Genomic DNA, 21325 nt, shown 5'->3' with positions numbered 1-21325 from the left:
TTCTCTCTCCTTCCTATAAAATATAACGACTTAAATCACGATCAGCTGTAATCGTATTTAATTTTGATTCCACATATTGCTCAGTAATTTGAATACTTCCCATTTGCATTTGAGGAGCTTCGAATAATAATTCTTCTAATAATGTTTCTAAAATAGTATGCAATCTTCTTGCACCAATATTTTCCATATTACTATTCACTTCAAATGCTGTTCTAGCAAGAGCAGAGACAGCTTCTTTTGTAAAGATAACTTCAACATTTTCAGTAGCCAATAATGCTTTATATTGTTTTAATAAGGCATTCTTCGGTTCTGTTAAAATACGTTCAAAATCTTCTTTTGATAAATCTTGTAATTCCACACGAATTGGGAAACGACCTTGTAATTCAGGCATTAAATCACTTGGTTTAGCAACATGGAAAGCTCCTGAAGCAATAAATAAAATATGATCAGTTTGAATGGCACCATATTTTGTTTGAACTTGGCTTCCTTCTACGATAGGTAAAATGTCTCTTTGAACACCTTCTCTAGAAACTTCCCCACCATGATGTCCTTTTGCAGCAATTTTATCAATCTCGTCAATAAAGATAATTCCAGATGTTTCTGCTAATTTTAACGCTTCTGCATGTACATCATCTTTATTCACTAATTGGTCTGCTTCTTGTTCCGTTAAAATGTCTAAAGCTTCTTCTACACTAACGGTACGTTTTGAACGTTTTTTAGGTGTCATTTGGTCTAACATGGATTGGATTTGCATCATTTGCTCCATTCCATTATTGTTTCCTGCCATACGTAATGGCTTTTCTTCTACTTCAATCGTAACTTCTTGATTTTTTAATAAACCATTTCTCAATTGTTGTTCAATTTCACGTCTTGATGCAGCAATTTCGTCTGTTACTTCTTCTTTTTCCTCTTGTTGTAGCTCTGGTTTCGGTAAGCCCATTGATTGGAATAATCCCATTAATGAATCTTGTTGTGGATTCGCCACTTTTTTCATGATGCCAGGTTTTAAAATTTTCGCTAATTTACGAATAGCCTTATCATAAGCTTGAGGACGTACCTCTTCTTGCTTTTGTTTATGAACGATAGTAATCGCATTTTCTACTAAATCACGAACCATTGATTCTACATCACGACCGACATAACCCACTTCAGTAAATTTAGTAGCTTCTACTTTAACAAATGGAGCATCGACTAATTTAGCTAAACGTCTCGCTAATTCTGTTTTCCCTACACCGGTTGGTCCAATCATTAATAAGTTTTTAGGCGTCACTTCTTTTTGCATTTCTTCATCTAATAATAATCGACGATAACGATTACGTAGAGCAACTGCTAAAGCACGTTTAGCACTAGCTTGCCCTACAATAAATTGATCTAATTCTTGTACGACCTCTCTAGGTGTCTTACTAATTTTTGAATTCATTTCCCCGTCTCCTATACTACTTCTGTAATAATTGCATCATTTGTATACACATCAATTTCTGAAGCAACTTTTAAACTTTCTCTTGCAATATCTTCTGCGCTTAAATTTTCATCCCCAAAACGTAATAAAGCTCTAGCAGCTGATAATGCAAAGTTCCCACCTGAACCAATTGTTAAAATCCCATCATCTGGCTCAATTACTTCACCAGTACCTGAAACTAGTAATAATTGATCTTTATTCATTACAATCAGCATCGCTTCTAATTTTTGTAAGGTACGGTCAGTTCTCCATTGTTTTGCTAGTTCAATAGCTGCTCTTTGTAAATTCCCTTTAAATTGCTTTAATTGGTCTTCAAACATTTCTTCTAAAGTAATTGCATCTGCAACTCCACCAGCAAAACCAACAACGACTTCACCACCGAAAATACGTCTAATTTTTCTAGCGCTACCTTTCATAATAATTCTTTCACCCATGGTAATTTGACCGTCACCTGCAATAGCAGATTGATTTCCTTTTTTAACGGCACATATTGTTGTCATTTTAAAACCTCCTATGGTTTATGGTTAAATTTGGATGCATCAAAAGTATCTTCCTCTTGTTTTGCCCTTGGAAAATATAATTGATAATTTTGTTGCAAAGCATCTTTTGTGACATGTGTATAAATTTGAGTAGAACTTAAACTAACGTGTCCTAATAATTCTTGAACAGTTTTCATATCTGCTCCATTATTTAATAAATGAGTCGCAAAAGTATGTCGCAACATATGCGGATGAATTTTTAATTGTAATCCACTTTCTTGTAATAATTGATTTAAAATATAGCGAACGCCTGTTGTTGTAATCGGATCTCCTAAATGATTGACGAATACAGAAGCATGTTCTTTTTTATATTGGCTCATTAAAGAAGTTCGACTTTCTTCTAAATAAAGCTGTAAAGCTTCTGTAGCAAAATCACCGATTGGAACATATCTTTCTTTTGAACCTTTCCCAATGACCAAAATAACGCCATTTTTTAAATCTAATTGCTGTAAAGTTAATTCGGTTAATTCACTCACTCGCATCCCTGTAGCATATAATACTTCAATTAACGCACGATTACGTTGGTCTAAAGGCTGATTTCCATCAATGGAAGCAATAAATTTTTCCATCTCATCTTCATAAAAAAATTCAGGAAGTCGTTTTTGTCCTTTTTTATACGAAATACTCGCAAATGGATTTTCTTCAACAAGATCATGTTCTAATAAGTATTGATAGAACGAACGAAGACTTGATAAGAAACGTGATATACTCGAACGGTTATATTGTTGTTGATGTAATTTTCCAAGATAAATTCGTACATCCACTGCTGTAACTTCTGATAATTGTGTTAATGGAATTTCTCTTAAAAAGATCAAAAATTGTTCAATATCTCGTTGATAGGCTTCGACTGTTTTCAAAGAATATCTTCTTTCGACTGTTAAATATTGAATAAATGCATGAAATTGTTCTTCCATTTAAAAACATCCTTTCTTCACTTAAGACTGTAGCACAGTTTCTGACAACTGACAACTAAATTGTCAAAATTTTCCAAACAATTTTCACTACAAAAGAAATTTCCTTTTTTTCTATAAAACCAAAAAAAAGAAGCCTTTCGGCTTCTTTCTATCATTATTTTTGAATTTCCTCTTTATAATCACAATGGCTACATACAATTTGTTTGCCACTTTTCACTTTTTTCTCTACAAGATAGTGAGAACATTTCGGACATTCTCTTCCTACAGGTTTATCCCATGAGACAAATTCGCATTCAGGATAACGGTCACAACCATAGAATAAACGATTCTTCTTCGATTTTCTCTCAATGACATGCCCTTGTTGACAATGAGGACAAGTTACACCGATTTCTTTGACAATTGCTGCAGTATGACGACAATCAGGGAAATTACTACATGCATAGAACTTTCCAAAACGTCCTAATTTAATGACCATTGGACTACCACAAACTTCACAGTTAAATCCAGCAGGTTCATCTTTAATTTGGACTTTCTCAATTTGAATTTCCGCTTTATCCACTTCAGCTTTAAACGGTTGATAGAATCGATCAATTACTTGAACCCACTCTTGTTTTCCTGCTTCAATTTGGTCTAATTCAGATTCCATTTCAGCAGTAAAATGAGTATCTACAATATTCGGGAAATAATTATTAATCATTTGATGAACGATTTCTCCCAATTCAGTTGGTTCAAAACGTTTCGCTACTAATTTAACATAATAACGTTTTTGAATCGTTTCAATGGTTGGAGCATAAGTCGAAGGACGACCCACTCCAATTTCTTCTAATGTTTTAATTAAAGTTGCTTCAGAATATCTAGCAGGTGGTTGAGTAAAGTGTTGCTCTGGATCTAGTTTTTGTACAGATACCGTATCTCCCTCAACTAATTCAGGTAAAACATTTGATTTTTTTGAATCCGAATTATCTTGATATACTTTTTGATATCCAGCAAATTTAATAGTAGAACCATTTGCTTTAAATACTTGTTGATTTTGCTCTAACTCAACTTGAACCGTATCATAAATCGCTGCAGACATTTGACTTGCGACAAATCTAGACCAAATTAATGTATATAGTTTTAATTGGTCTTTTGTTAAATAAGATGCAATAGAATCAGGAGTTCTCATAACAGATGAAGGACGAATCGCTTCATGGGCATCTTGAGCTCCTTCAGAAACTTTTGTGGAACGTGTTGAATTTGAATACTCACTACCATATTCAGATAAAATATAAGATTTTACTTCATCTTTAGCAGTTTGAGAAACACGAGTTGAGTCGGTACGCATATACGTAATTAAACCGACTGAACCTTGTCTTCCTAATGATACACCTTCATATAATTGTTGAGCGACCATCATTGTTTTACGAGTTCTAAAGTTTAATTTATTGGAGGCATCTTGTTGCAAGCTACTTGTTGTAAATGGTGCAGCAGGATTTCTTCTTCTTTCTTTTTTCGTTACTTTTTGAACAGTAAATGGTAATTTCTCATCAATTTGTTTTAAAACTTGATTCACTTCATCTTGAGATTTTAATTCAACTTTTTCAGCACTTGTTCCATAATAACTAGCTAAAAATTTCTTTGTTGATTTTTGGAAAGTCGCATCCAATGTCCAATATTCTTCTGGAACAAATGATTGAATTTCTCTTTCTCGATCTATAATTAATTTTACAGCAATACTTTGTACACGACCTGCACTTAAACCTTTTTTCACTTTTTTCCATAAAATTGGAGAAATCGTATATCCTACTAAGCGGTCTAAAATACGACGCGCTTGTTGTGCATCGACTAAATCCATATCTAAGTTTCTTGGATTTTTAAAGGCTTCTTTTACAGCATCCTTTGTAATCTCATTAAACTCAACACGAATCGGTTTAGTTGTATCTAATCCTAATAAATGCGCTAAATGCCATGAAATAGCTTCCCCTTCTCTATCCGGGTCACTTGCAAGGTAAACAGCATCGGCTTTACTCGCTTCTTTTTTCAAAGATTTAATTAAATCCCCTTTACCACGAATAGAAATATAATGAGGTTCATAATTATTCTCGATATCGATTCCCATTTTACTTTTTGGTAAATCACGTAAGTGACCTTTACTAGCCACTACTTTAAAATTTTTTCCTAAATATCTTTCAATTGTTTTCGCTTTTGTTGGTGATTCGACGATCACCAAGTTTTTCTTAACCATATCGAAACTCCCTTCACAGAAGTATATGCTTGTTTTCAATAATCGTTATTCATCATAGCGAACGAAAGTTTGTTTGTCAAATCAAAAAACTAAATGATTAAGAATTTTATGGGAAATAATGAAGAGATTCTAAAATATCATTCGCATTTCTTATCGGAAATGCTCCAGCTGTAATCAGTTCATTCGTCCCTTTAGAATATTCACTCGTTATGCTTCCTGGTAGTGCAAACACTTGGCGATTTTCACTTAAAGCTACATTAGCGGTAATTAAACTTCCACTATGCAATTTAGCTTCGATTACACATAATCCATGACTTAATCCTGCGATAATTCGATTTCGATAAGGAAAATGAAATTTTAAAGGTGGACTATCTAATGGATATTCTGACAGTATCAGCCCTTTTCTCCCAATTGCATCATACAAAGCTTTATTCTCCTTCGGATAGGAAACATTAATCCCATTTCCAATAACCGCAATCGTTTCTCCTTTTAAATCTAATGTAAGTTGGTGTGCTAAACTATCTACGCCTCTAGCTAGTCCACTAATAATTGATACTTTTCTTTCAAGGATATCCGGTAGTAAATATTCTAGTGCTTCTTTGCTATATGGAGTATGATTTCTTGTTCCAACAATTCCTACCGATAAACGATTAAATAACTCCAGTCGTCCTTTATAAAATAACACAACTGGTGGTAAATAAATTTCTTTTAAACGTTTAGGATACAACGCATCTTCGTACATCAAAAAATGAATTCCTTCTTTCCGATACTTTAACTCCAAACTGGCAAAATCGGTATTTCTTAACCAATCAATCTCTTCTAAACTTAATTCCTGATGAATCGCTTCTAGTGTAAATTTCCCTTCTGTCCATTCATTTTGACATAAGCGTTGATACAATTCCCATCTTTGTTGACTGCTTCCCTTATCTCTCATTGCAAGAGCAATCATTAATGTGCGCCTTGTCCATTCCATAAAAATAACCTTCTTTCTCGAAATAACATCTCTACTTGTTATATACGAAAAAAAAGGCTAAAAATATTTTTTATTCTAAATAATCTTTAATTGGAGCAAAAGTTTTACGATGAATTGGACAAATTCCTTGTGTTTTTAATCCTTCCAAGTGTTTTGGAGTTCCATACCCCGCATTATTAGAAAAATCATAGCCAGGATATAATTCATCAAATTCTTGCATCATTTGATCACGCACTTGCTTGGCAACAATGCTTGCTGCTGCAATTGATATACTCTTCGTATCACCTTTAATAATGCCAATTTGCGGTGTATTCACATCAATTTTCATTGCATCAATTAATAAATAATCCGGTTGAATCTTTAATTCACTGACTGCTTGTTGCATCGCTAAACGACTGGCTTGGTAAATGTTCACTTGGTCAATAATATCTGCATCCACAATTCCGATTCCAATCGCAATCGCTTTTTCTTGAATGAGTCGATAAATTTCTTCACGTTTAGAAGCTGATAATTTTTTAGAATCATCAAACCCTAAATCTTCAATATTTTTCGGTAAAATAACTGCTGCAGCTACAACAGGCCCTGCTAATGGACCACGCCCCACTTCATCTACACCAGCAATAAAACTAGCTCCTTCTTTGTATGCTAAACGCTCATAATATTGCATTTCAATAAAATGTTCTGCACGTTTTTGTTCTTTTTCAATCCGTTTTTGACATGATTTGAGAGCTGTTTGCACTCCTTTTCTCATATCTAAACTCAATTGTTGAAACATGGGATCTTCCATCGAATGAATAGAACTTAGTAATTCTTTAATGTGACTAATCGTATATTTTTCAGTCATTTTATACACCTTCCAAACTAATTGGTGCAGTATCTAATGTATATCGACCTAATTTACCACCACGAATATCAAAAATAATACGCTCACTCGCACGTTCGTAATCATCTTTGAATCCTAACTTTTTCGTAATGAGTAATAATAAATCCACATCTGATAATTCTAAATCAGCTTCACTCAATCCATAAGGCTTTCTTAGAGCATCTGTATAGTAGGTTCTAAAAATATTAATCGCAAATAACGCTACATCATCCATATGTAATAAAGAATCTTTAATAGCACCAGTTACTGCTAATTTATTTCCAATCTCTTGATTATCAAATTTTGGCCATAAAATACCAGGCGTATCCAATAATTCAAAATCATTACCGATTTTTAACCAACGTTGTCCTTTTGTAACTCCTGGACGATTCGCTGTTTCAGCTTGATTCTTTTGAATCATACGATTAATAAAGGTCGATTTTCCAACATTTGGAATCCCTAATACCATTAAACGAATCGGACGAGGACGTACGCCTTTTGCTGCTAATTTTTCAAATTCTTCTGCCATTAATGATTTAATCGCTGCTTTTACTTGATTCAATCCTTTACCATCTTTAGCTTCAACTGTTAAAACTTCAATGCCTTCTTCTTGGTAATAGTTCATCCATTTCTTTGTATGAATTGGATCTGCTAAATCCGTCTTATTCAATAGCATTAATTGTTTCTTCTGTCCTTTAATCTCATTTACAATTGGATTACGACTTGATTCTGGAATACGTGCATCCACTAATTCGATTACAACATCTACTAATTTTATTTTTTCAATGGCTTCTCTTTTAGCTTTAGCCATATGTCCAGGATACCATTGTATCGTTGCCATTCGTTTCATCCTTTCTTACTACTTGTACTTTATTCTGAACTATTTTAACATACTCCCTTTTTATTTCAAAATTATTCATAGTCACAGACTAACTTTTAGTGTATAATCACAATATTATTTTTATGATGAAAGGAAGAAATATATGAAAAAATTGATACAACTAATCGATAAATTTGATGGCCCTCAATCCACATTAAGTAATGAAGAATTTTTTATCCGTGAGAAAATATTATTATACTTAAAATTATTTTGGGTATTATCTATTGTTATTTTTGTTTTATTAGGAATCATAGTTAGTATTTCATATTTCTTCTATTTCTTTTATTATGCGATTATTTTATGGATGATTACCAAAGTGTTAGACTTATTGCTTTACTTTTATTTGAAGAAAAAGCCTTGAAGAGAGCTATCATACTCCTTCAAGGCATCCTAATTAATTATCCTATTGAGGCTTTAAATTTCACTTTCTTAATTTTAAAATCAATACCCTTTTCTTGAATTGTCTTTTTAAAATCTTGAACAAAAACACGAGCATCGTTATCAATTTGAATATATAACTCATATCCTTCAGGAATTTTCTTCACTTCAACATTTGCAGCTTGATACTGCTTTAAATTACAATGATGATGAATATCGTGAATAACATTCAAATGACTAATCATCCCAGTAATATTTAATTGATACATTTTTCTATGAACACTGAGTTTACGATGTGTCAATAATTGAACAATTACTACAACTGCACAACACACACTACCAAAGAACCAAAATCCTCCGCCAATAGCCATTCCAATTCCCGAAGTTGCCCATAAACCAGCAGCTGTCGTAACACCACTAACACGCATATCACGCATGTAGATAATACCACCACCGATAAAACTGATACCACTAACGATTTGAGCTGCAACACGTGTTGTATCTGCTGCATCTGGCGTTTCCCAAAATGCTTCTTTTGAAACAATCATCATTAAAGCAGAAGCTAATGCAACAATTACATGGGTTTTTACCCCCGCTTGTTTATTTCTAGACTTACGCTCATATCCAATCGCCCATCCGCATAAGCATGCAAGAATAATGGATAAAAAATGTCGTATTTCTAACAAAGCATCAAATTGATGTAAAAATATTTGATTCATTTAACTTCTCCTTTCCATTCTTCATGATAACGTTCCTGTAGAATGCTTATAATCGTATAATTTTTACAAGAAAAAGTCAAGCTGAATGCTGTGGATAATATAATATTTTAAGTTTATGTTTTATTAATTTAACCACCAATACTTTGATATTTCTTTAGCCCTTGTTTCCAGAAGAATTGATAAACTAAATAAAAAATAATCCACCCAGAACTAAAATTGATTAATGTTTCTAGAGTAAATCGATTAGTACTCAGTAATAACTCATGTACAGGAAAATATCCTATAAAACTAAATGGTATAATCATTAATACAGCTTTTAACCATTGAGGATAGATTGAAATTGGATAATTTCCAAGTTGAGAAACTTCCCAAAAAATACTTTTCAGCCCATCATTTGATACCCACCAAAATGCAGTAGTACTTAAGAATAAATAAATAGCATATCTAACAAAAATAGAAGAAAGGATAAAGAAAAATAGTTTAATAAAGAAGATACCTGTCCATAATCCTGATAATTGAGTGATTGATCCTATTAATAACAATAAAGCCACTACCGTTTCAAATACAGATTCTTCATCTAGTTGAAAAATAATAAATTGAAATAATATATTTAAGGGCCTTACTAAGAAAATATCTAACTCTCCACTTTGAATCATATATGGAATTTCAAGTACAGTTACAAAAAATATTTCCCATAACGCATTTACTAACATCAAGTAAGAATAAAAAAATAACACTTCGTATCCACTAAACTCACCTAAAAATCCAGTATTCATTACTATTATATAAAGAACAAATGAGGTTGAAATGGTTTCTAGAAAAAAGCCCATATTTCCTAAAACAAAATCAATAGGATACATCATTATTCGTTTGATATCCATTCTTACAAATTCAGTATAAATTTTTCTATAAAATTTTAACGAACGAATCATCATGTTACCCTCCCATAATTTCTAGTTTTGAATAGACTCTTTTTTGTAAAATGAATAAAACTAAGAGAAAGAAAAGAATCCAACATAATTGAATTAAAAGTGCAATTTTATAGGAAAACAATTGACTTCCACTTAATATTGCACTTGGAAAATATTGTAATGCAACAAAAGGCAATTTTAATACAATAAATTTTAAAGGTTCAGGATAAATATCTATCGGTAAAACTCCCCCTCCAAGTAATAAAATTAAGCCTGAAATTAAACTTTTAGTTCCATTTATACTAATTAAATACGGAGAAAGTAATCCTATAATATGACCAACAATTAATGAAAGTATCCAACTTAAACATAAAGATAGTAAAGCCAACAAAAGAACACTATTTACAGTCATGAGATTTATTTTGAAAAAAATAACATAAATAACCCAGATAGGAATAATTCGATAAATCATCTTATAAACACTATTTCCAATTTGAATAGAAGAATTGACTAAAAACAGCATTTGTGGACGCTGTAAATAATTAGCTATTGTTCCTTTTAAAATAATATGATTCATAAAATCGGCTGAAGAAAACAAAGGTAATAAAGACGATAATGTTAAGGCAAACATAGAATAAATAATAATTTGTTGTGTATTCATACCATTTGTTTTTTCAACATATGTCCAAATATAATACTGAATAACAATAGCAATAAATGTACTCATAATCGTCATAACATTATTCATGCGATATTTTTTATTAGACTTAAACTGGTAAAGTGTGTATGCTATTAAACCTTTCATTCTAACACCCTCTTTACCGTCATTAATTCTGATAAACTTAAATGAACAACTTCTAAATTATCACGATGATAATTATTTTGAATAAATTCAATAGCTAATTCTTCTGAAATTTCACGAGTATCAAAAAAATATTCAGTAGAAAAAATATTCTTTGCTAATATTTTTATAGTTGAATTCTCTATCAATTCATGCTGACCTTGTTCGTGATAAACTATCACTTTTTTCAAATAAGAATATTGATTTTTAAACTCTTCAATACTTCCTTGATATGCATTGATACCTTTATTCAGAATAATAATTCTTTGACAAACTTTCTCAATCTCTTGAAAATCATGACTGGTAATCATGAAAGTCATATTTTTTTGCTCATTAACTTTTAAAATAATTTCCATCATTTTTTGTTTTGTTTGAACATCAATACCAATTGTAGGTTCATCTAAAATAACTAACTTAGGAGAATGAAGCAAAGCACAAATAAATTCTCCACGCATACGTTGTCCTAAAGAAAGTTCTCGAACAGGTTGATTTATATAGGCTTTTACTTCTAATTCGTTGATTAACCATTCTAACCATTTATCATCTTCAGCAGATGCTTTAGAATAAATTTTTTGTAAAAACTTGAAAGAATCTAACAGAGGTAAATCCCACCATAGATGAGATTTCTGTCCAAACATAACTCCAATTTCAGAAGCATTTTTTCGACGATTCTTGAACGAATCTTTTTCAAAAACTGTTACGTTACCAGAATCTGCAGGGATAATTCCTAACAACATCTTTATTGTCGTAGATTTTCCAGCACCATTCTCACCAATATAACCAACGATTTCTCCTTCATTAATTTCTAAATTTAAATCTTGAATAACTGTTTTCTTTGCTTTTTTGGTAAATATTTTTTCTTTAAAAGACTTTTTTAATTGTATATCTGAATCTATATATTCTTTAGATACATTTTCAAAACGAATCATACTCTTCTCCATATATCATAAATAAAATTTTATCCGTACAGACACTCCATGCCCACACCACCAATGACTTCTCATAGTAGTAATGATAAAAATCATTATATTCCATCATAAACTACAGACAGTCCATGCTCCAAGCCCAATGACTTTTCGCTGTTGCTAAGGTAATATAAGCCAAATTTGGCTTATATTATGGGAAAAATCGAGACCTAGGCTCGATTTTTAGCCATGAGATTCGCAAAGCGAAGCTGCTGGCGTCCCAAGCAACGCAAAGGAAAGTCAATAAAAAAATAATCATTTTTTGAAGAAATTCCTCATCGTAAACAATGGTTTACTACGTACAATGTTTTCTTCTCCAACAAATGTACGCATTTCTTTTAAACATTTCCCTGCATTTTTCACCACAAAATTAAATGAACCTGCAGATTTCGTATCTATAAAGAACCCACGAATATAACGATCCTTGAAGAACAATTGAGCACGTACTTTATCGATTTCATTCCAAGGAATTTGAATATAATCTTCCGGATTTTTTTCATTATAAAACTCAAACGCTCTATCACCAACAAGAATATCGCCGTGTTTATTTCCAATCCAACCAACAAATACATTGGCTTTCGTTGTAAAAATAACTTTTGTATTTAAAGACTGTGCCATAACTTTCTCCTTATTCATTAAACTGATAGCTCTATTCTATCATAAAACAAAAAAAGATGAACAGACTTTTAAATCTGTTCATCTCAAAATTATATCTTAATTACATAATTCCTGTTACACGACCAAGAATACCTAGTGCAAATAATGCAAAGATAATTAAAATTGGACTTACTTTACGTTTTAATAACCACATACATGCGAATGTTAATAATAAAGCAGCAAAACCTGGAATTAATTGGTTTAAGTTATCTTGTAATGTTGTAACTTTTTCAGGAGTTAATGAAGTACCACCTGCTAATGCAGATAAGATTTTTTGTAATGTTGAACCATCAACAGCTCCATCTGGGAATTGAATGTATGCTCCTTCAGATAATTTAGCACGAGCAACAACTAATGGGAAGTTAATAGAAGTCCAACGTTGAACTAAAATCCCCATTACGAACATCCCTAAGATCGAAGCACCTTTAGTGATAGTTTGTAAAATACCACCTGATAAGTCACTTGTAATTTCAGAACCCTTTTGATATCCAACTTCTTGTGTATACCATAAGAAACCGATACGGATTAAGTTCCAAGCAATAAAGAAGAATAATGGTGCAATTAATGAACCGCCTGTTGCTAATGAAGCAGCAATTGCTCCAATAATTGGACGAACTGTAAACCAGAATACTGGATCCCCAATACCTGCTAAAGGTCCCATCATACCAACTTTAACCCCTTGAATAGCAGCATCATCGATATCTGCTCCGTTTGCTTTCTCTTCTTCAAGAGCTAATGTTACCCCAAGAATTGGAGCAGCAATATATGGGTGAGTATTAAAGAACTCTAAGTGACGTTTTAAAGCATCACTTGCTTCTTCTTTGTTAGGATATAATTTTTTAAGTGCTGGGATTAATGAGAATGCCCAACCACCATTTTGCATACGCTCATAGTTCCATGAACCTTGAAGGAACTGAGAACGTAACATAACGCTAATACGATCACTTTTCGTTAATGAAACTTTTTTCTCTGACATATCTGTTCCTCCATTCTAGTAATCATTTAAAATATCGCCAAGTGGGTCTCCTGAACCAGAGTTTGATCCTGAACCACCTGAGTTATTTTTTTGTAAGTTTAAGTAAATAACAGCAATTGCTAAACCGATAATACCAGTTGCAATTAATGTTAATTCTTTAATTGGTGCTAACGCAAAACCTAAGAAGAAGAATGGCCATACTTCTTTAGTTGCCATTAAGTTAATAACCATTGCATAACCAACGGCTACTACCATTCCCCCACCTACTGTCATACCACCAGTAAACCATGCTGGTAATGAACCTAAAGCAGCTTGTACTGCTGATGAAGGGATGAATAATAAAGCTCCTGCAGGAATTGCGATACGTAACCCTTGTGTAGCTAATGCTACATAGTGCCAAAATTCAACACCACGGAAGTTCCCTTGTTCTGCTGCTCTATCAGCTTGGTGAACAAGAACAACTGATAAAGTACGAACAATCATAGTTGTTACTAAACCAACAGTTGCTAAAGTGATAGCTGCTGCAATCGCGATATTACGACCATCTGTAGAGAAGTCACCAGCTTTTACATAAATAATGGCAGATGCTACTGAAGCTAACGCTGCATCGGGAGCAACCGCTGCACCGATATTAGCCCAACCTAAAGCTAATAATTGTAAAGCTCCACCTAAAATAATACATTCAGATAAATGTCCTGTTGCTAATCCAATTAATGAACATGCAATAATTGGTTGATGGAATTGGAATTGGTCTAAAATACTTTCCATACCAGCTAAAAAGGCAACAACTAGGACTGCAATAATTGCTACAATATTAAAATCCATAATGACCTCCTATTAAATGTTTAATCCTTCGCCTGCTTTTGCAGCGATTAATTTGAATAAATCAGAAGGAGAATCTCCTGATACTTTTCTAACATCGAATTTCACGCCTAAATCACGTAATTTCTTATACGTATCAACATCTGCTTGGTCAACAGATAATACATTATTAATTTGAACTTTACCAACTGAATGAGCCATAGAACCAATATTTAATTCTGGAATTTCTACACCTTTTTCAATTACTGCTAAAGCATCTTGTGGGTTTTCAAATAATAATAATGCTTTTGTATCGCCAAAACGTGGGTCGTTATAAACTTGAACTAATTTATCCAATGGGATAACATGAGCACGAACTCCTGGAGGAGCTGCTTGTTCAATTAATTTTTTACGTAAATCGTCTTTTGATACTGAATCAGATACAACGATAATACGGTTTGGATTTGTTGCTTTAGTCCAGTTTGTCGCAACTTGTCCGTGAAGTAAACGAGTATCAATACGAGCTAATACAAACTTAATTTTGCCATCCCCTAAAACTGTTCCTTCTGGAATAGCTCCTTTAGGTGCAACCGTTTGTTCTTCGGCTACTTCTTCTTTCTTTTGCAATTCTTCAGGGCGAACTTTCACACCTTCAATTGCAGTTGGAGCAATCGCTTGCGCAATTTCGTGAGCTGTATTCATTGAGAAACGACTCGCATACGCTTCAATTAACATTGGTAAGTTTAATCCAGCAACAATCGCACGATGTTCTGGAGCTTCTTCAAACAATTTATTTGCTTGATTGAATGGACTACCGCCCCATAAATCGACTAAGAATAAAATTTCTTCTGAATCAACTTTCGCAATGGCTTCTTGCAATTTTCTTTGCAAATCATCTGGTCCTTCGCTTGGCATAAATACAACAGATTCAACTTTTTCTTGTTCTCCAAAAATCATTGAACCAGATTGCTTAATACCAGCAGCAAATTCACCATGGCTTGCAATAATAATTCCAACCATATGATTTCCTCCTATAAATCTATATTAATGCATCCTTTTATGCACCATTTGAAGTTTAACATTTAATTTTGTTTTTGTAAAAGAAAACATTTCATAAATAGAAATGCCTTTAACTAATTATATAGAATATCTCATCTTTTATTGGAAATTTGTCATAAAAAAGAAAAACTGGATATCGAAAATGTACTGCACCCCAAAAGTTAGACATGAAAATCTAACTTTTGGGGTGTTTTTTTATGAAATTAACTTATGAAGATAAAATAGAAATCTATCAATTAAGAAAACAAGGTGAAAGCTTAAAGAATCTTTCAAAGAAATACGATATCAACGTTGCTAATATTGAATACTTAGTACGATTGATCGATCGATATGGAATAGAAATTGTTAAAAAAGAAAAAAATCGTTACTATTCGCTAGAATTAAAGCAGGAAATAATTGATAAAGTTCTTTTAGAAGGGCGTTCACAATTAAGTGTATCTATTGATTATGCTCTTCCGAATCGTGGCTTACTTTCGAATTGGCTAGCACAATATAAGAAAAATGGGTATACTATTGTTGAGAAAACAAGAGGGAGACCAAATCCAATGGGACGTAAGCCAAAGAAAAAATTAGAAGAAATGACAGAATTAGAACGTCTTCAACTAGAGAATGAATACTTAAGAGCGGAGAATGCAATTCTAAAAAAGTTGAGAGAACTCCGATTGAAGGAGGAAAAAGAGAAAGAAGAAAAACTGAAATTGTTCAAGAATTAATCAATGAATTTGCGTTGGATATTCTTCTTAAAGTAATTAAATTAGCTCGTTCAACGTACTATTACCATTTAAAACAAATGAACCAACCAGATAAGGATCAACAGATTAAAGATGAAATACAAGAAATTTTCACCGAACATAAGGGAAACTATGGTTACCGTAGAATTCATTTAGAATTGAGAAATCGTGGATTAAAAGTGAATCATAAGAAGGTACAACGCTTAATGAAAGTTCTTGGTTTAATTGCTCGTATTCGTCGTAAACTCAAGTATTATTCGCACAAAGGAGATGTTGGTAAGAGATCAGATAATCTGATTCAACGTGATTTTGAAGGGACTAAGCCAATGGAAAAATGTTACACAGATGTAACTGAGTTTTCCATTCCGAGTAGCGAACAGAAACTATATTTATCACCGGTTTTAGATGGATTTAACAGTGAAATTATTGCGTACAATCTTTCACGCTCACCTAACTTACTACAAGTAAAGACAATGTTAAATGAGGCATTTACAGATGAGAAGTACGAGAACACAATTCTCCATAGTGACCAAGGTTGGCAATACCAACATGATTCTTATCATCAATTTTTAGAGAGTAAAGGTATACTACCATCTATGTTACGGAAGGGAAATAGTACAGATAATGGTATGATGGAATCTTTCTTTGGTATTTTGAAATCAGAAATGTTTTATGGATTTGAAAAAGAATTTAAGTCTCTTGAGGAATTAGAGAAAGCTATTATTGATTATATTGATTATATTGATTATTACAACAACAAACGTATAAAAATTAAACTGAATGGGCTAAGTCCTGTAAATTACAGAATAACTCATTCAAACTCTGCTCGTATTGCTTAACTAGTAAATCTATTTGAGCTAAGAAAAAATGCGCCAAAAAATTTGGCGCGAACCCCCTAGGGGGTTATTCATACATTTTATGAATCAAAAAGAGACGACTTATGTCGTCTCAAAAAAAGTCTAACTTTTTGGGGTCACTTCAAAATCCAGTTTTTCTTTGCATAAATATGAATTTATAAATTGGGAAAGAAATAACTCCTAGCAGTAGCTGAAAGAATTATGAGACACCGAAAGGTGACTGCTAGCGTCCTGGCTACTTTAAAGATATCCTATGTTATAAACGAATTCTCATATCCTTACGTCAAATAGAAATGACTTTTTGAAAAGTCAAAATTTATTAATGTATGATATCCATTTATGCAGAAAAGACTTCTAGAAGTAGCTGAAGTACTATAATCCTTCATGGATTATAGTACAGGAAAAATTGAGACCAAGGCTCAATTTTTAGCTATGAGACACCGTTAGGTGGCTGCTAGCGTCCTAGCTACTTCAAAGAAGTCTATTTCAAGTTTTTTCTTATTCCGAATATAAATAACCGTAATCTTTTTGTCCTCCAATTCGACCAAATGGCCAAATTGTAAATACTGCTTTTCCTTCAATCGCTGAACGATCAATAAACCCAATCATTCGACTATCTTTAGAAACACCACGATTATCCCCTAAAACAAAATACTTCCCTTCAGGTACTTTTGATTCACCAGTTAGACTCTCTAAAGTGAAATCATCCATAAATACCGTCTGTTTTGCCAATGCTTCAGTATTAATAAATGGTTGCTCTACTTTTTTTCCGTTAATATAAAGTACACCACTCTTCATCTCAATTGTATCTCCAGGCATCCCAATAACACGTTTAATATACTCAACATTTTCATCCGGTGCCTTTAGAATAACAACATCAAATCGATGAATATTTCCAACTTTAGAAAGTACCATTCGATCACCATTATGCAATGTTGGATACATTGAAGCACCACTTACTGTGAAAGGTCTACCAAGGAAAAAATACACTCCCCCAACAATGATGAATGCTACTATAAATGACCAAATCCAAGACCAGATAATAGACAAAATCGAGGGCTTGTATTCATATTCATCTTCATAACTCATTCGAATCTCTCCTTATCATTCAGAATATAAATAAGAATAATCTTTTTGACCACCAATGCGATTCAACGGCCAAATCGTAAAGACTGCTTTTCCTTCAATCGCAGATCGATCAATAAATCCAATCAAGCGACTGTCTCTTGAAACCCCACGATTATCTCCCATTACAAAATATTTTCCTTCTGGTACAGTCGTTTCACCTGTTAAAGCTTCTAAAGTAAAATCATCAATATAAACTGTTTTGTTTACCAGTATTTCTTTATTAATAAAAGGTTGTTCGACTACTTGACCATTTATATATAATTTACCTTCTTTTATCTCAATTGTATCTCCAGGCATCCCGATTACTCGTTTAATATACTCTTTATCTTGATCCGGAGCATGTAACACAACAACATCAAAACGATGAATATCTCCTAATTTTGACATAAACATGCGATCTGAATTATGTAGTGTAGGATACATCGATTGACCACTTACCGTGAATGGTTTTCCTACAAAGACAAATAATAATGCTAATATCGCAACTGATACTGCAAAGGAGGCTAACCAACTGAGTAATTCTTCCCATATTGTTCGCTTAGGAAGTTTTCTTTTACGCATATTACGAGGAATAAATGAACTAACTTCTTCCATTTAAAAACCTCCATTCTATTTTAGTAATTCTTTTGCTGCTTGATACTGTGTATCATTTTGTTGAATTAATGCTCTAACACTATCCATTAAATTTTGAGCAGTCTCTTCATCCACTTCTCCTGTTGCAGTTAATCCTTCTTTTTGTTGATAAGATTTTACTGCATCTTTTGTACCTTCATCAAAATAGCCGTCTACAGTAACAGAATATCCTAATCCTTTTAGAATTGTTTCGGCAGAAAGTACATTTTGTGAAACTGAGCCTACTTTTAATGTTTCTTTCGCATCAATAATTTTTAAGAATGCGTAATCTGGTAAATTCACTTCTTTCGTTGGAGTGACCCCTTCTTTATGAATCCAATTTCCCTTTGGAGTTAACCATTTAGCATTCGTATATTTTAACTCACTATTATCAGTAATATCGACGACACTTTGTACAGTACCTTTACCATAAGTTTTTGTACCTACAATTTGACCTCCAGCACCTTCTTTAATTGCTGCAGCTAAAATTTCAGAAGCACTTGCACTACCTTCATTTACTAGAAGAATATATGGCTGAGTAATTTTAAATTCACCAATGGATGAAGAAGCTTTATAGATTTTTTTCTCTCCAAATCTATCTTCTACTTGAACGATTGGTTCACCATCTTTTAAGAACATATTCGCAACTTTATATGCTTGATCTAAAAGTCCTCCAGGATTATATCGTACATCGAATACAAAAGCTTTAGCACCCTTATCTGTCAAATCTTTCACCGATTTTTCTAATTCTTCAGCTGTATTTTTTGCAAAACTAGTAATACGAACATGACCAATGGTTGCATCTTCTTTATCTAATTCAGCTTTTACGGTATTAATCGCAATGCTAGCTCTAGTTAGCTTAACATCTAAAGAAGTACCAGCACGTTCAATGGTTAAAACAACATCTGTTCCAACTTCTCCACGAACTTTTTTTACAACTTCAGAAATGGTCTTACCAGTCATATCTTCGCCATTAACTTTTGTAATCACATCATCCGCTTGAAGACCTACTTGTTGTGAAGGACTTCCTTCCATTGTTGTACTAATCACTACTCGGCTTTGATCTGATTTTAATTCAGCTCCAATCCCACCAAAGGCGCCATTTACGGTTTCATCTAATTGGGCTGTCTCATCATTTACTAAATAAGTGGTATAAGGATCTCCAACTGATTCAGCCATTCCTTTTAAAGCACCTTGAATTAATTGTTCACTTGTAACATCTTTATCTAAATAATTTTGTTTTAAATAATAAAATACTTTTTCAATTTGAAACAATTCATTCTTTTTAAATACACCAAGTGCTAAATTATTATCCGCTTTTGGCAGTTGAGTAATCACTATTGCAACTGTTAAAAAAACTGAAATGAGCATTGTAGCAATAATTGAAACGATAAAAACCCATAATCGAATTCCTTTTTTAGGTGTTTTAACGACTTTTTCTTGATTTTCTTCCATCTATTTTACCTACACATTAACCGTTATGAACTGTTTCTAAAGCAATTTCCATCATTTCATTAAATGTTTTTTCACGTTCTTCGGCAGTAGTTTCTTCACCTGTTAAAATATGGTCGCTAATCGTTACAATTGCTAGAGCTTGTTTCTTATGTTGTGCAGCTAATGCATATAAACCAGCAGCTTCCATTTCAATGGCTAATACACCATATTCTTGTAATTTTTGTTTATTTAATTCAGCATTATAGAAACGATCTGAAGATAAAATATTTCCTACGTGTACAGTTGCTCCACGTTCTTTTGCTAAATGATAAGCTTTATCTAATAATTCAAATGATGCTAAAGGTGCAAAATTAACTTGTCCTTGGAAAATATTTGTAATAATAGATGAATCCGTTGTAGCTCCTTGCGCTAAAACAATATCACGAACATTTACATCTGTTTGAATTGAACCCGCTGAACCAATACGAATAATTTTTTCAACACCAAATTCAGTATATAATTCATTAGCATAAATCATCATTGACGGAATACCCATTCCACTACCTTGAACAGATACGCGTTGTCCTTTATATAAACCTGTATATCCAAACATATTTCTTACACTATTATATTGTTCAACATCTGTTAAATAATGTTCCGCAATGTATTTAGCACGTAGTGGGTCTCCTGGCATTAATACTACCTCAGCGATTTGTCCTTTTGTTGCATTAATATGTACACTCATGTGTAATCTCCTAACTGTCTTATAGACTTTAAATTTTTTCTTACTGTAGATATTCTACTATATTGTCATTAGAAATTGAAATAGAAAAAACAAATTCATTCGTTTTTAAATTAATTTTTTTTGCTTTAATCGTACTTCCTTCATGGATTCCTGATAAATTTAATAGAAAATACTGTTTTTCAGTATTTAATTGGAACCATTCTGGAAATTCCATTTGTTGTAATCTTCCTAAAGCTAAAAATACTGGCAACGAGAATCCTCCTAATTGAACAGATTGTATTTTTAATTGAATAGTTCCTTCTTCCGTTACATAAGGTACAGTCGTCATTTTATAAGGAACGGTTACTCCTAACGCATTAGCATCTCCTGTAATTTGAATGACAGAATCATTCATGACAAAATTTGGAAAACTTGGATTTTCTACTTGATTTTTTTTGGAAACAATTTCTAAAATATTTTGAATTTCATTTTTACTTAATGTGACTTCCATCCAATTCTCTCCTTGCTCTACAATTGGCGTTGTTGAAACTTGATGTTTAGATCGACTAGGAATTAATGTAGAAATAATTACAAATAAATTGATTGCAATTAAGGCCAAAAAAGCAATTTTCCAATAATTCCTTTTCTTTTTAGTTCTTCTTAATGGTGTCATTCTATCAC

The 21325-nt window shown here is 32.7% G+C and carries 22 protein-coding genes; 2 read left to right on the top strand and 20 right to left on the bottom strand.

What is annotated here, in order from left to right; all coding sequences use genetic code 11:
• Nucleotides 1–13: 13 nt before the first annotated feature.
• The 7 genes from hslU to ylqF form a co-directional block, all read right to left on the bottom strand.
• The gene (gene hslU, locus RWZ86_RS00230) at nucleotides 14–1420 is read right to left on the bottom strand and encodes an ATP-dependent protease ATPase subunit HslU (protein WP_314678998.1); all 1407 of its coding nucleotides are present in this window, start codon (nucleotides 1418–1420) and stop codon (nucleotides 14–16) included.
• A gap of 11 nt (nucleotides 1421–1431) precedes the next feature.
• On the bottom strand, nucleotides 1432–1959 hold the full coding sequence (hslV, locus tag RWZ86_RS00225) for an HslVU peptidase proteolytic subunit (RefSeq protein ID WP_006702671.1): 528 nt from the start codon (nucleotides 1957–1959) through the stop codon (nucleotides 1432–1434).
• Nucleotides 1960–1970: 11 nt separating this feature from the next.
• On the bottom strand, nucleotides 1971–2912 hold the full coding sequence (gene xerC, locus RWZ86_RS00220; RefSeq protein WP_314678995.1) for a tyrosine recombinase XerC: 942 nt from the start codon (nucleotides 2910–2912) through the stop codon (nucleotides 1971–1973).
• 154 nt (nucleotides 2913–3066) lie between these two features.
• Nucleotides 3067–5136, bottom strand: coding sequence for a type I DNA topoisomerase (gene topA / locus RWZ86_RS00215; RefSeq protein ID WP_314678993.1), 2070 nt, complete (start codon nucleotides 5134–5136; stop codon nucleotides 3067–3069).
• 106 nt (nucleotides 5137–5242) lie between these two features.
• Nucleotides 5243–6109 carry a DNA-processing protein DprA gene (gene dprA / locus RWZ86_RS00210; protein WP_314678991.1) on the bottom strand — a complete coding sequence of 289 codons (867 nt, stop codon included), beginning with the start codon at nucleotides 6107–6109 and terminating at the stop codon, nucleotides 5243–5245.
• A gap of 70 nt (nucleotides 6110–6179) precedes the next feature.
• Nucleotides 6180–6953, bottom strand: coding sequence for a ribonuclease HII (locus tag RWZ86_RS00205; RefSeq protein WP_314678989.1), 774 nt, complete (start codon nucleotides 6951–6953; stop codon nucleotides 6180–6182).
• Between the two features lies 1 nt (nucleotide 6954).
• Entirely contained in the window at nucleotides 6955–7812 is an 858-nt protein-coding gene (gene ylqF / locus RWZ86_RS00200; protein WP_314678987.1) for a ribosome biogenesis GTPase YlqF, read from the bottom strand.
• 142 nt (nucleotides 7813–7954) lie between these two features.
• Between ylqF and RWZ86_RS00195 the strand changes: the two genes are divergently transcribed.
• The gene (locus RWZ86_RS00195) at nucleotides 7955–8212 is read left to right on the top strand and encodes a hypothetical protein (RefSeq protein ID WP_314678985.1); all 258 of its coding nucleotides are present in this window, start codon (nucleotides 7955–7957) and stop codon (nucleotides 8210–8212) included.
• A 37-nt stretch (nucleotides 8213–8249) separates the two neighbouring features.
• On the opposite strand, the gene RWZ86_RS00190 is transcribed toward RWZ86_RS00195, so the two are convergent.
• The 8 genes from RWZ86_RS00190 to RWZ86_RS00155 all read right to left on the bottom strand — a co-directional run bounded on the left by RWZ86_RS00190 (nucleotide 8250) and on the right by RWZ86_RS00155 (nucleotide 15119).
• Nucleotides 8250–8948: an MgtC/SapB family protein gene (locus RWZ86_RS00190; protein WP_314678983.1), complete on the bottom strand. Its 699-nt coding sequence runs from the start codon at nucleotides 8946–8948 to the stop codon at nucleotides 8250–8252.
• Between the two features lie 128 nt (nucleotides 8949–9076).
• Nucleotides 9077–9883 (bottom strand): ABC-2 family transporter protein, encoded by an 807-nt coding sequence (locus tag RWZ86_RS00185; protein ID WP_314678981.1) that lies wholly within the window; start codon nucleotides 9881–9883, stop codon nucleotides 9077–9079.
• 1 nt (nucleotide 9884) lies between these two features.
• On the bottom strand, nucleotides 9885–10664 hold the full coding sequence (locus RWZ86_RS00180; RefSeq protein ID WP_314678980.1) for a hypothetical protein: 780 nt from the start codon (nucleotides 10662–10664) through the stop codon (nucleotides 9885–9887).
• Nucleotides 10661–11629, bottom strand: coding sequence for an ATP-binding cassette domain-containing protein (locus tag RWZ86_RS00175; protein ID WP_314678978.1), 969 nt, complete (start codon nucleotides 11627–11629; stop codon nucleotides 10661–10663). The genes RWZ86_RS00180 and RWZ86_RS00175 overlap by 4 nt, the downstream gene beginning before the upstream one ends.
• 291 nt (nucleotides 11630–11920) lie before the next feature.
• Nucleotides 11921–12283 carry a DUF956 family protein gene (locus tag RWZ86_RS00170; protein WP_314451385.1) on the bottom strand — a complete coding sequence of 121 codons (363 nt, stop codon included), beginning with the start codon at nucleotides 12281–12283 and terminating at the stop codon, nucleotides 11921–11923.
• 100 nt (nucleotides 12284–12383) lie between these two features.
• Complete coding sequence (locus tag RWZ86_RS00165; RefSeq protein ID WP_314678976.1) at nucleotides 12384–13298, bottom strand: PTS system mannose/fructose/sorbose family transporter subunit IID; 915 nt, start codon at nucleotides 13296–13298, stop codon at nucleotides 12384–12386.
• 15 nt (nucleotides 13299–13313) lie between these two features.
• Nucleotides 13314–14126 carry a mannose/fructose/sorbose family PTS transporter subunit IIC gene (locus RWZ86_RS00160; RefSeq protein WP_211228175.1) on the bottom strand — a complete coding sequence of 271 codons (813 nt, stop codon included), beginning with the start codon at nucleotides 14124–14126 and terminating at the stop codon, nucleotides 13314–13316.
• Between the two features lie 9 nt (nucleotides 14127–14135).
• The gene (locus RWZ86_RS00155) at nucleotides 14136–15119 is read right to left on the bottom strand and encodes a mannose/fructose/sorbose PTS transporter subunit IIA (RefSeq protein ID WP_314678974.1); all 984 of its coding nucleotides are present in this window, start codon (nucleotides 15117–15119) and stop codon (nucleotides 14136–14138) included.
• Between the two features lie 236 nt (nucleotides 15120–15355).
• Between RWZ86_RS00155 and RWZ86_RS00150 the strand changes: the two genes are divergently transcribed.
• A protein-coding gene (locus RWZ86_RS00150) for an IS3 family transposase (protein WP_314678972.1) occupies nucleotides 15356–16728 on the top strand; the annotation gives its coding sequence in 2 pieces (ribosomal slippage) (nucleotides 15356–15797 and nucleotides 15797–16728; 1374 coding nt in all).
• Between the two features lie 516 nt (nucleotides 16729–17244).
• On the opposite strand, the gene lepB (RWZ86_RS00145) is transcribed toward RWZ86_RS00150, so the two are convergent.
• The 5 genes from lepB (RWZ86_RS00145) to RWZ86_RS00125 are packed head-to-tail and all read right to left on the bottom strand — an operon-like array spanning nucleotide 17245 to nucleotide 21317.
• Nucleotides 17245–17835 (bottom strand): signal peptidase I, encoded by a 591-nt coding sequence (gene lepB, locus RWZ86_RS00145; protein WP_314678971.1) that lies wholly within the window; start codon nucleotides 17833–17835, stop codon nucleotides 17245–17247.
• Between the two features lie 15 nt (nucleotides 17836–17850).
• The gene (gene lepB / locus RWZ86_RS00140) at nucleotides 17851–18468 is read right to left on the bottom strand and encodes a signal peptidase I (protein ID WP_314678968.1); all 618 of its coding nucleotides are present in this window, start codon (nucleotides 18466–18468) and stop codon (nucleotides 17851–17853) included.
• 15 nt (nucleotides 18469–18483) lie between these two features.
• Nucleotides 18484–19941: a S41 family peptidase gene (locus RWZ86_RS00135; protein ID WP_314678967.1), complete on the bottom strand. Its 1458-nt coding sequence runs from the start codon at nucleotides 19939–19941 to the stop codon at nucleotides 18484–18486.
• A gap of 16 nt (nucleotides 19942–19957) precedes the next feature.
• Nucleotides 19958–20665, bottom strand: a complete 708-nt coding sequence (deoD, locus tag RWZ86_RS00130) for a purine-nucleoside phosphorylase (RefSeq protein ID WP_227931301.1) — start codon at nucleotides 20663–20665, stop codon at nucleotides 19958–19960.
• Nucleotides 20666–20705: 40 nt separating this feature from the next.
• On the bottom strand, nucleotides 20706–21317 hold the full coding sequence (locus RWZ86_RS00125; RefSeq protein WP_314678963.1) for a DUF2140 family protein: 612 nt from the start codon (nucleotides 21315–21317) through the stop codon (nucleotides 20706–20708).
• Nucleotides 21318–21325 lie beyond the last annotated feature (8 nt).

This window comes from uncultured Granulicatella sp. (genome assembly GCF_963545075.1).
Taxonomy (GTDB): domain Bacteria; phylum Bacillota; class Bacilli; order Lactobacillales; family Aerococcaceae; genus Granulicatella.
This window is presented reverse-complemented; position numbering and strand designations above follow the sequence as displayed.

Bases quoted from the DNA above. Each gene is read 5' to 3' on its own strand.
- hslU (WP_314678998.1), bottom strand. From the start codon at position 1,420: ATGAATTCAAAAATTAGTAAGACACCTAGAGAGGTCGTACAAGAATTA.
- hslV (WP_006702671.1), bottom strand. From the start codon at position 1,959: ATGACAACAATATGTGCCGTTAAAAAAGGAAATCAATCTGCTATTGCA.
- xerC (WP_314678995.1), bottom strand. From the start codon at position 2,912: ATGGAAGAACAATTTCATGCATTTATTCAATATTTAACAGTCGAAAGA.
- topA (WP_314678993.1), bottom strand. From the start codon at position 5,136: ATGGTTAAGAAAAACTTGGTGATCGTCGAATCACCAACAAAAGCGAAA.
- dprA (WP_314678991.1), bottom strand. From the start codon at position 6,109: ATGGAATGGACAAGGCGCACATTAATGATTGCTCTTGCAATGAGAGAT.
- RWZ86_RS00205 (WP_314678989.1), bottom strand. From the start codon at position 6,953: ATGACTGAAAAATATACGATTAGTCACATTAAAGAATTACTAAGTTCT.
- ylqF (WP_314678987.1), bottom strand. From the start codon at position 7,812: ATGGCAACGATACAATGGTATCCTGGACATATGGCTAAAGCTAAAAGA.
- RWZ86_RS00195 (WP_314678985.1), top strand. From the start codon at position 7,955: ATGAAAAAATTGATACAACTAATCGATAAATTTGATGGCCCTCAATCC.
- RWZ86_RS00190 (WP_314678983.1), bottom strand. From the start codon at position 8,948: ATGAATCAAATATTTTTACATCAATTTGATGCTTTGTTAGAAATACGA.
- RWZ86_RS00185 (WP_314678981.1), bottom strand. From the start codon at position 9,883: ATGATGATTCGTTCGTTAAAATTTTATAGAAAAATTTATACTGAATTT.
- RWZ86_RS00180 (WP_314678980.1), bottom strand. From the start codon at position 10,664: ATGAAAGGTTTAATAGCATACACACTTTACCAGTTTAAGTCTAATAAA.
- RWZ86_RS00175 (WP_314678978.1), bottom strand. From the start codon at position 11,629: ATGATTCGTTTTGAAAATGTATCTAAAGAATATATAGATTCAGATATA.
- RWZ86_RS00170 (WP_314451385.1), bottom strand. From the start codon at position 12,283: ATGGCACAGTCTTTAAATACAAAAGTTATTTTTACAACGAAAGCCAAT.
- RWZ86_RS00165 (WP_314678976.1), bottom strand. From the start codon at position 13,298: ATGTCAGAGAAAAAAGTTTCATTAACGAAAAGTGATCGTATTAGCGTT.
- RWZ86_RS00155 (WP_314678974.1), bottom strand. From the start codon at position 15,119: ATGGTTGGAATTATTATTGCAAGCCATGGTGAATTTGCTGCTGGTATT.
- lepB (WP_314678971.1), bottom strand. From the start codon at position 17,835: ATGAGTTATGAAGATGAATATGAATACAAGCCCTCGATTTTGTCTATT.
- lepB (WP_314678968.1), bottom strand. From the start codon at position 18,468: ATGGAAGAAGTTAGTTCATTTATTCCTCGTAATATGCGTAAAAGAAAA.
- RWZ86_RS00135 (WP_314678967.1), bottom strand. From the start codon at position 19,941: ATGGAAGAAAATCAAGAAAAAGTCGTTAAAACACCTAAAAAAGGAATT.
- deoD (WP_227931301.1), bottom strand. From the start codon at position 20,665: ATGAGTGTACATATTAATGCAACAAAAGGACAAATCGCTGAGGTAGTA.
- RWZ86_RS00125 (WP_314678963.1), bottom strand. From the start codon at position 21,317: ATGACACCATTAAGAAGAACTAAAAAGAAAAGGAATTATTGGAAAATT.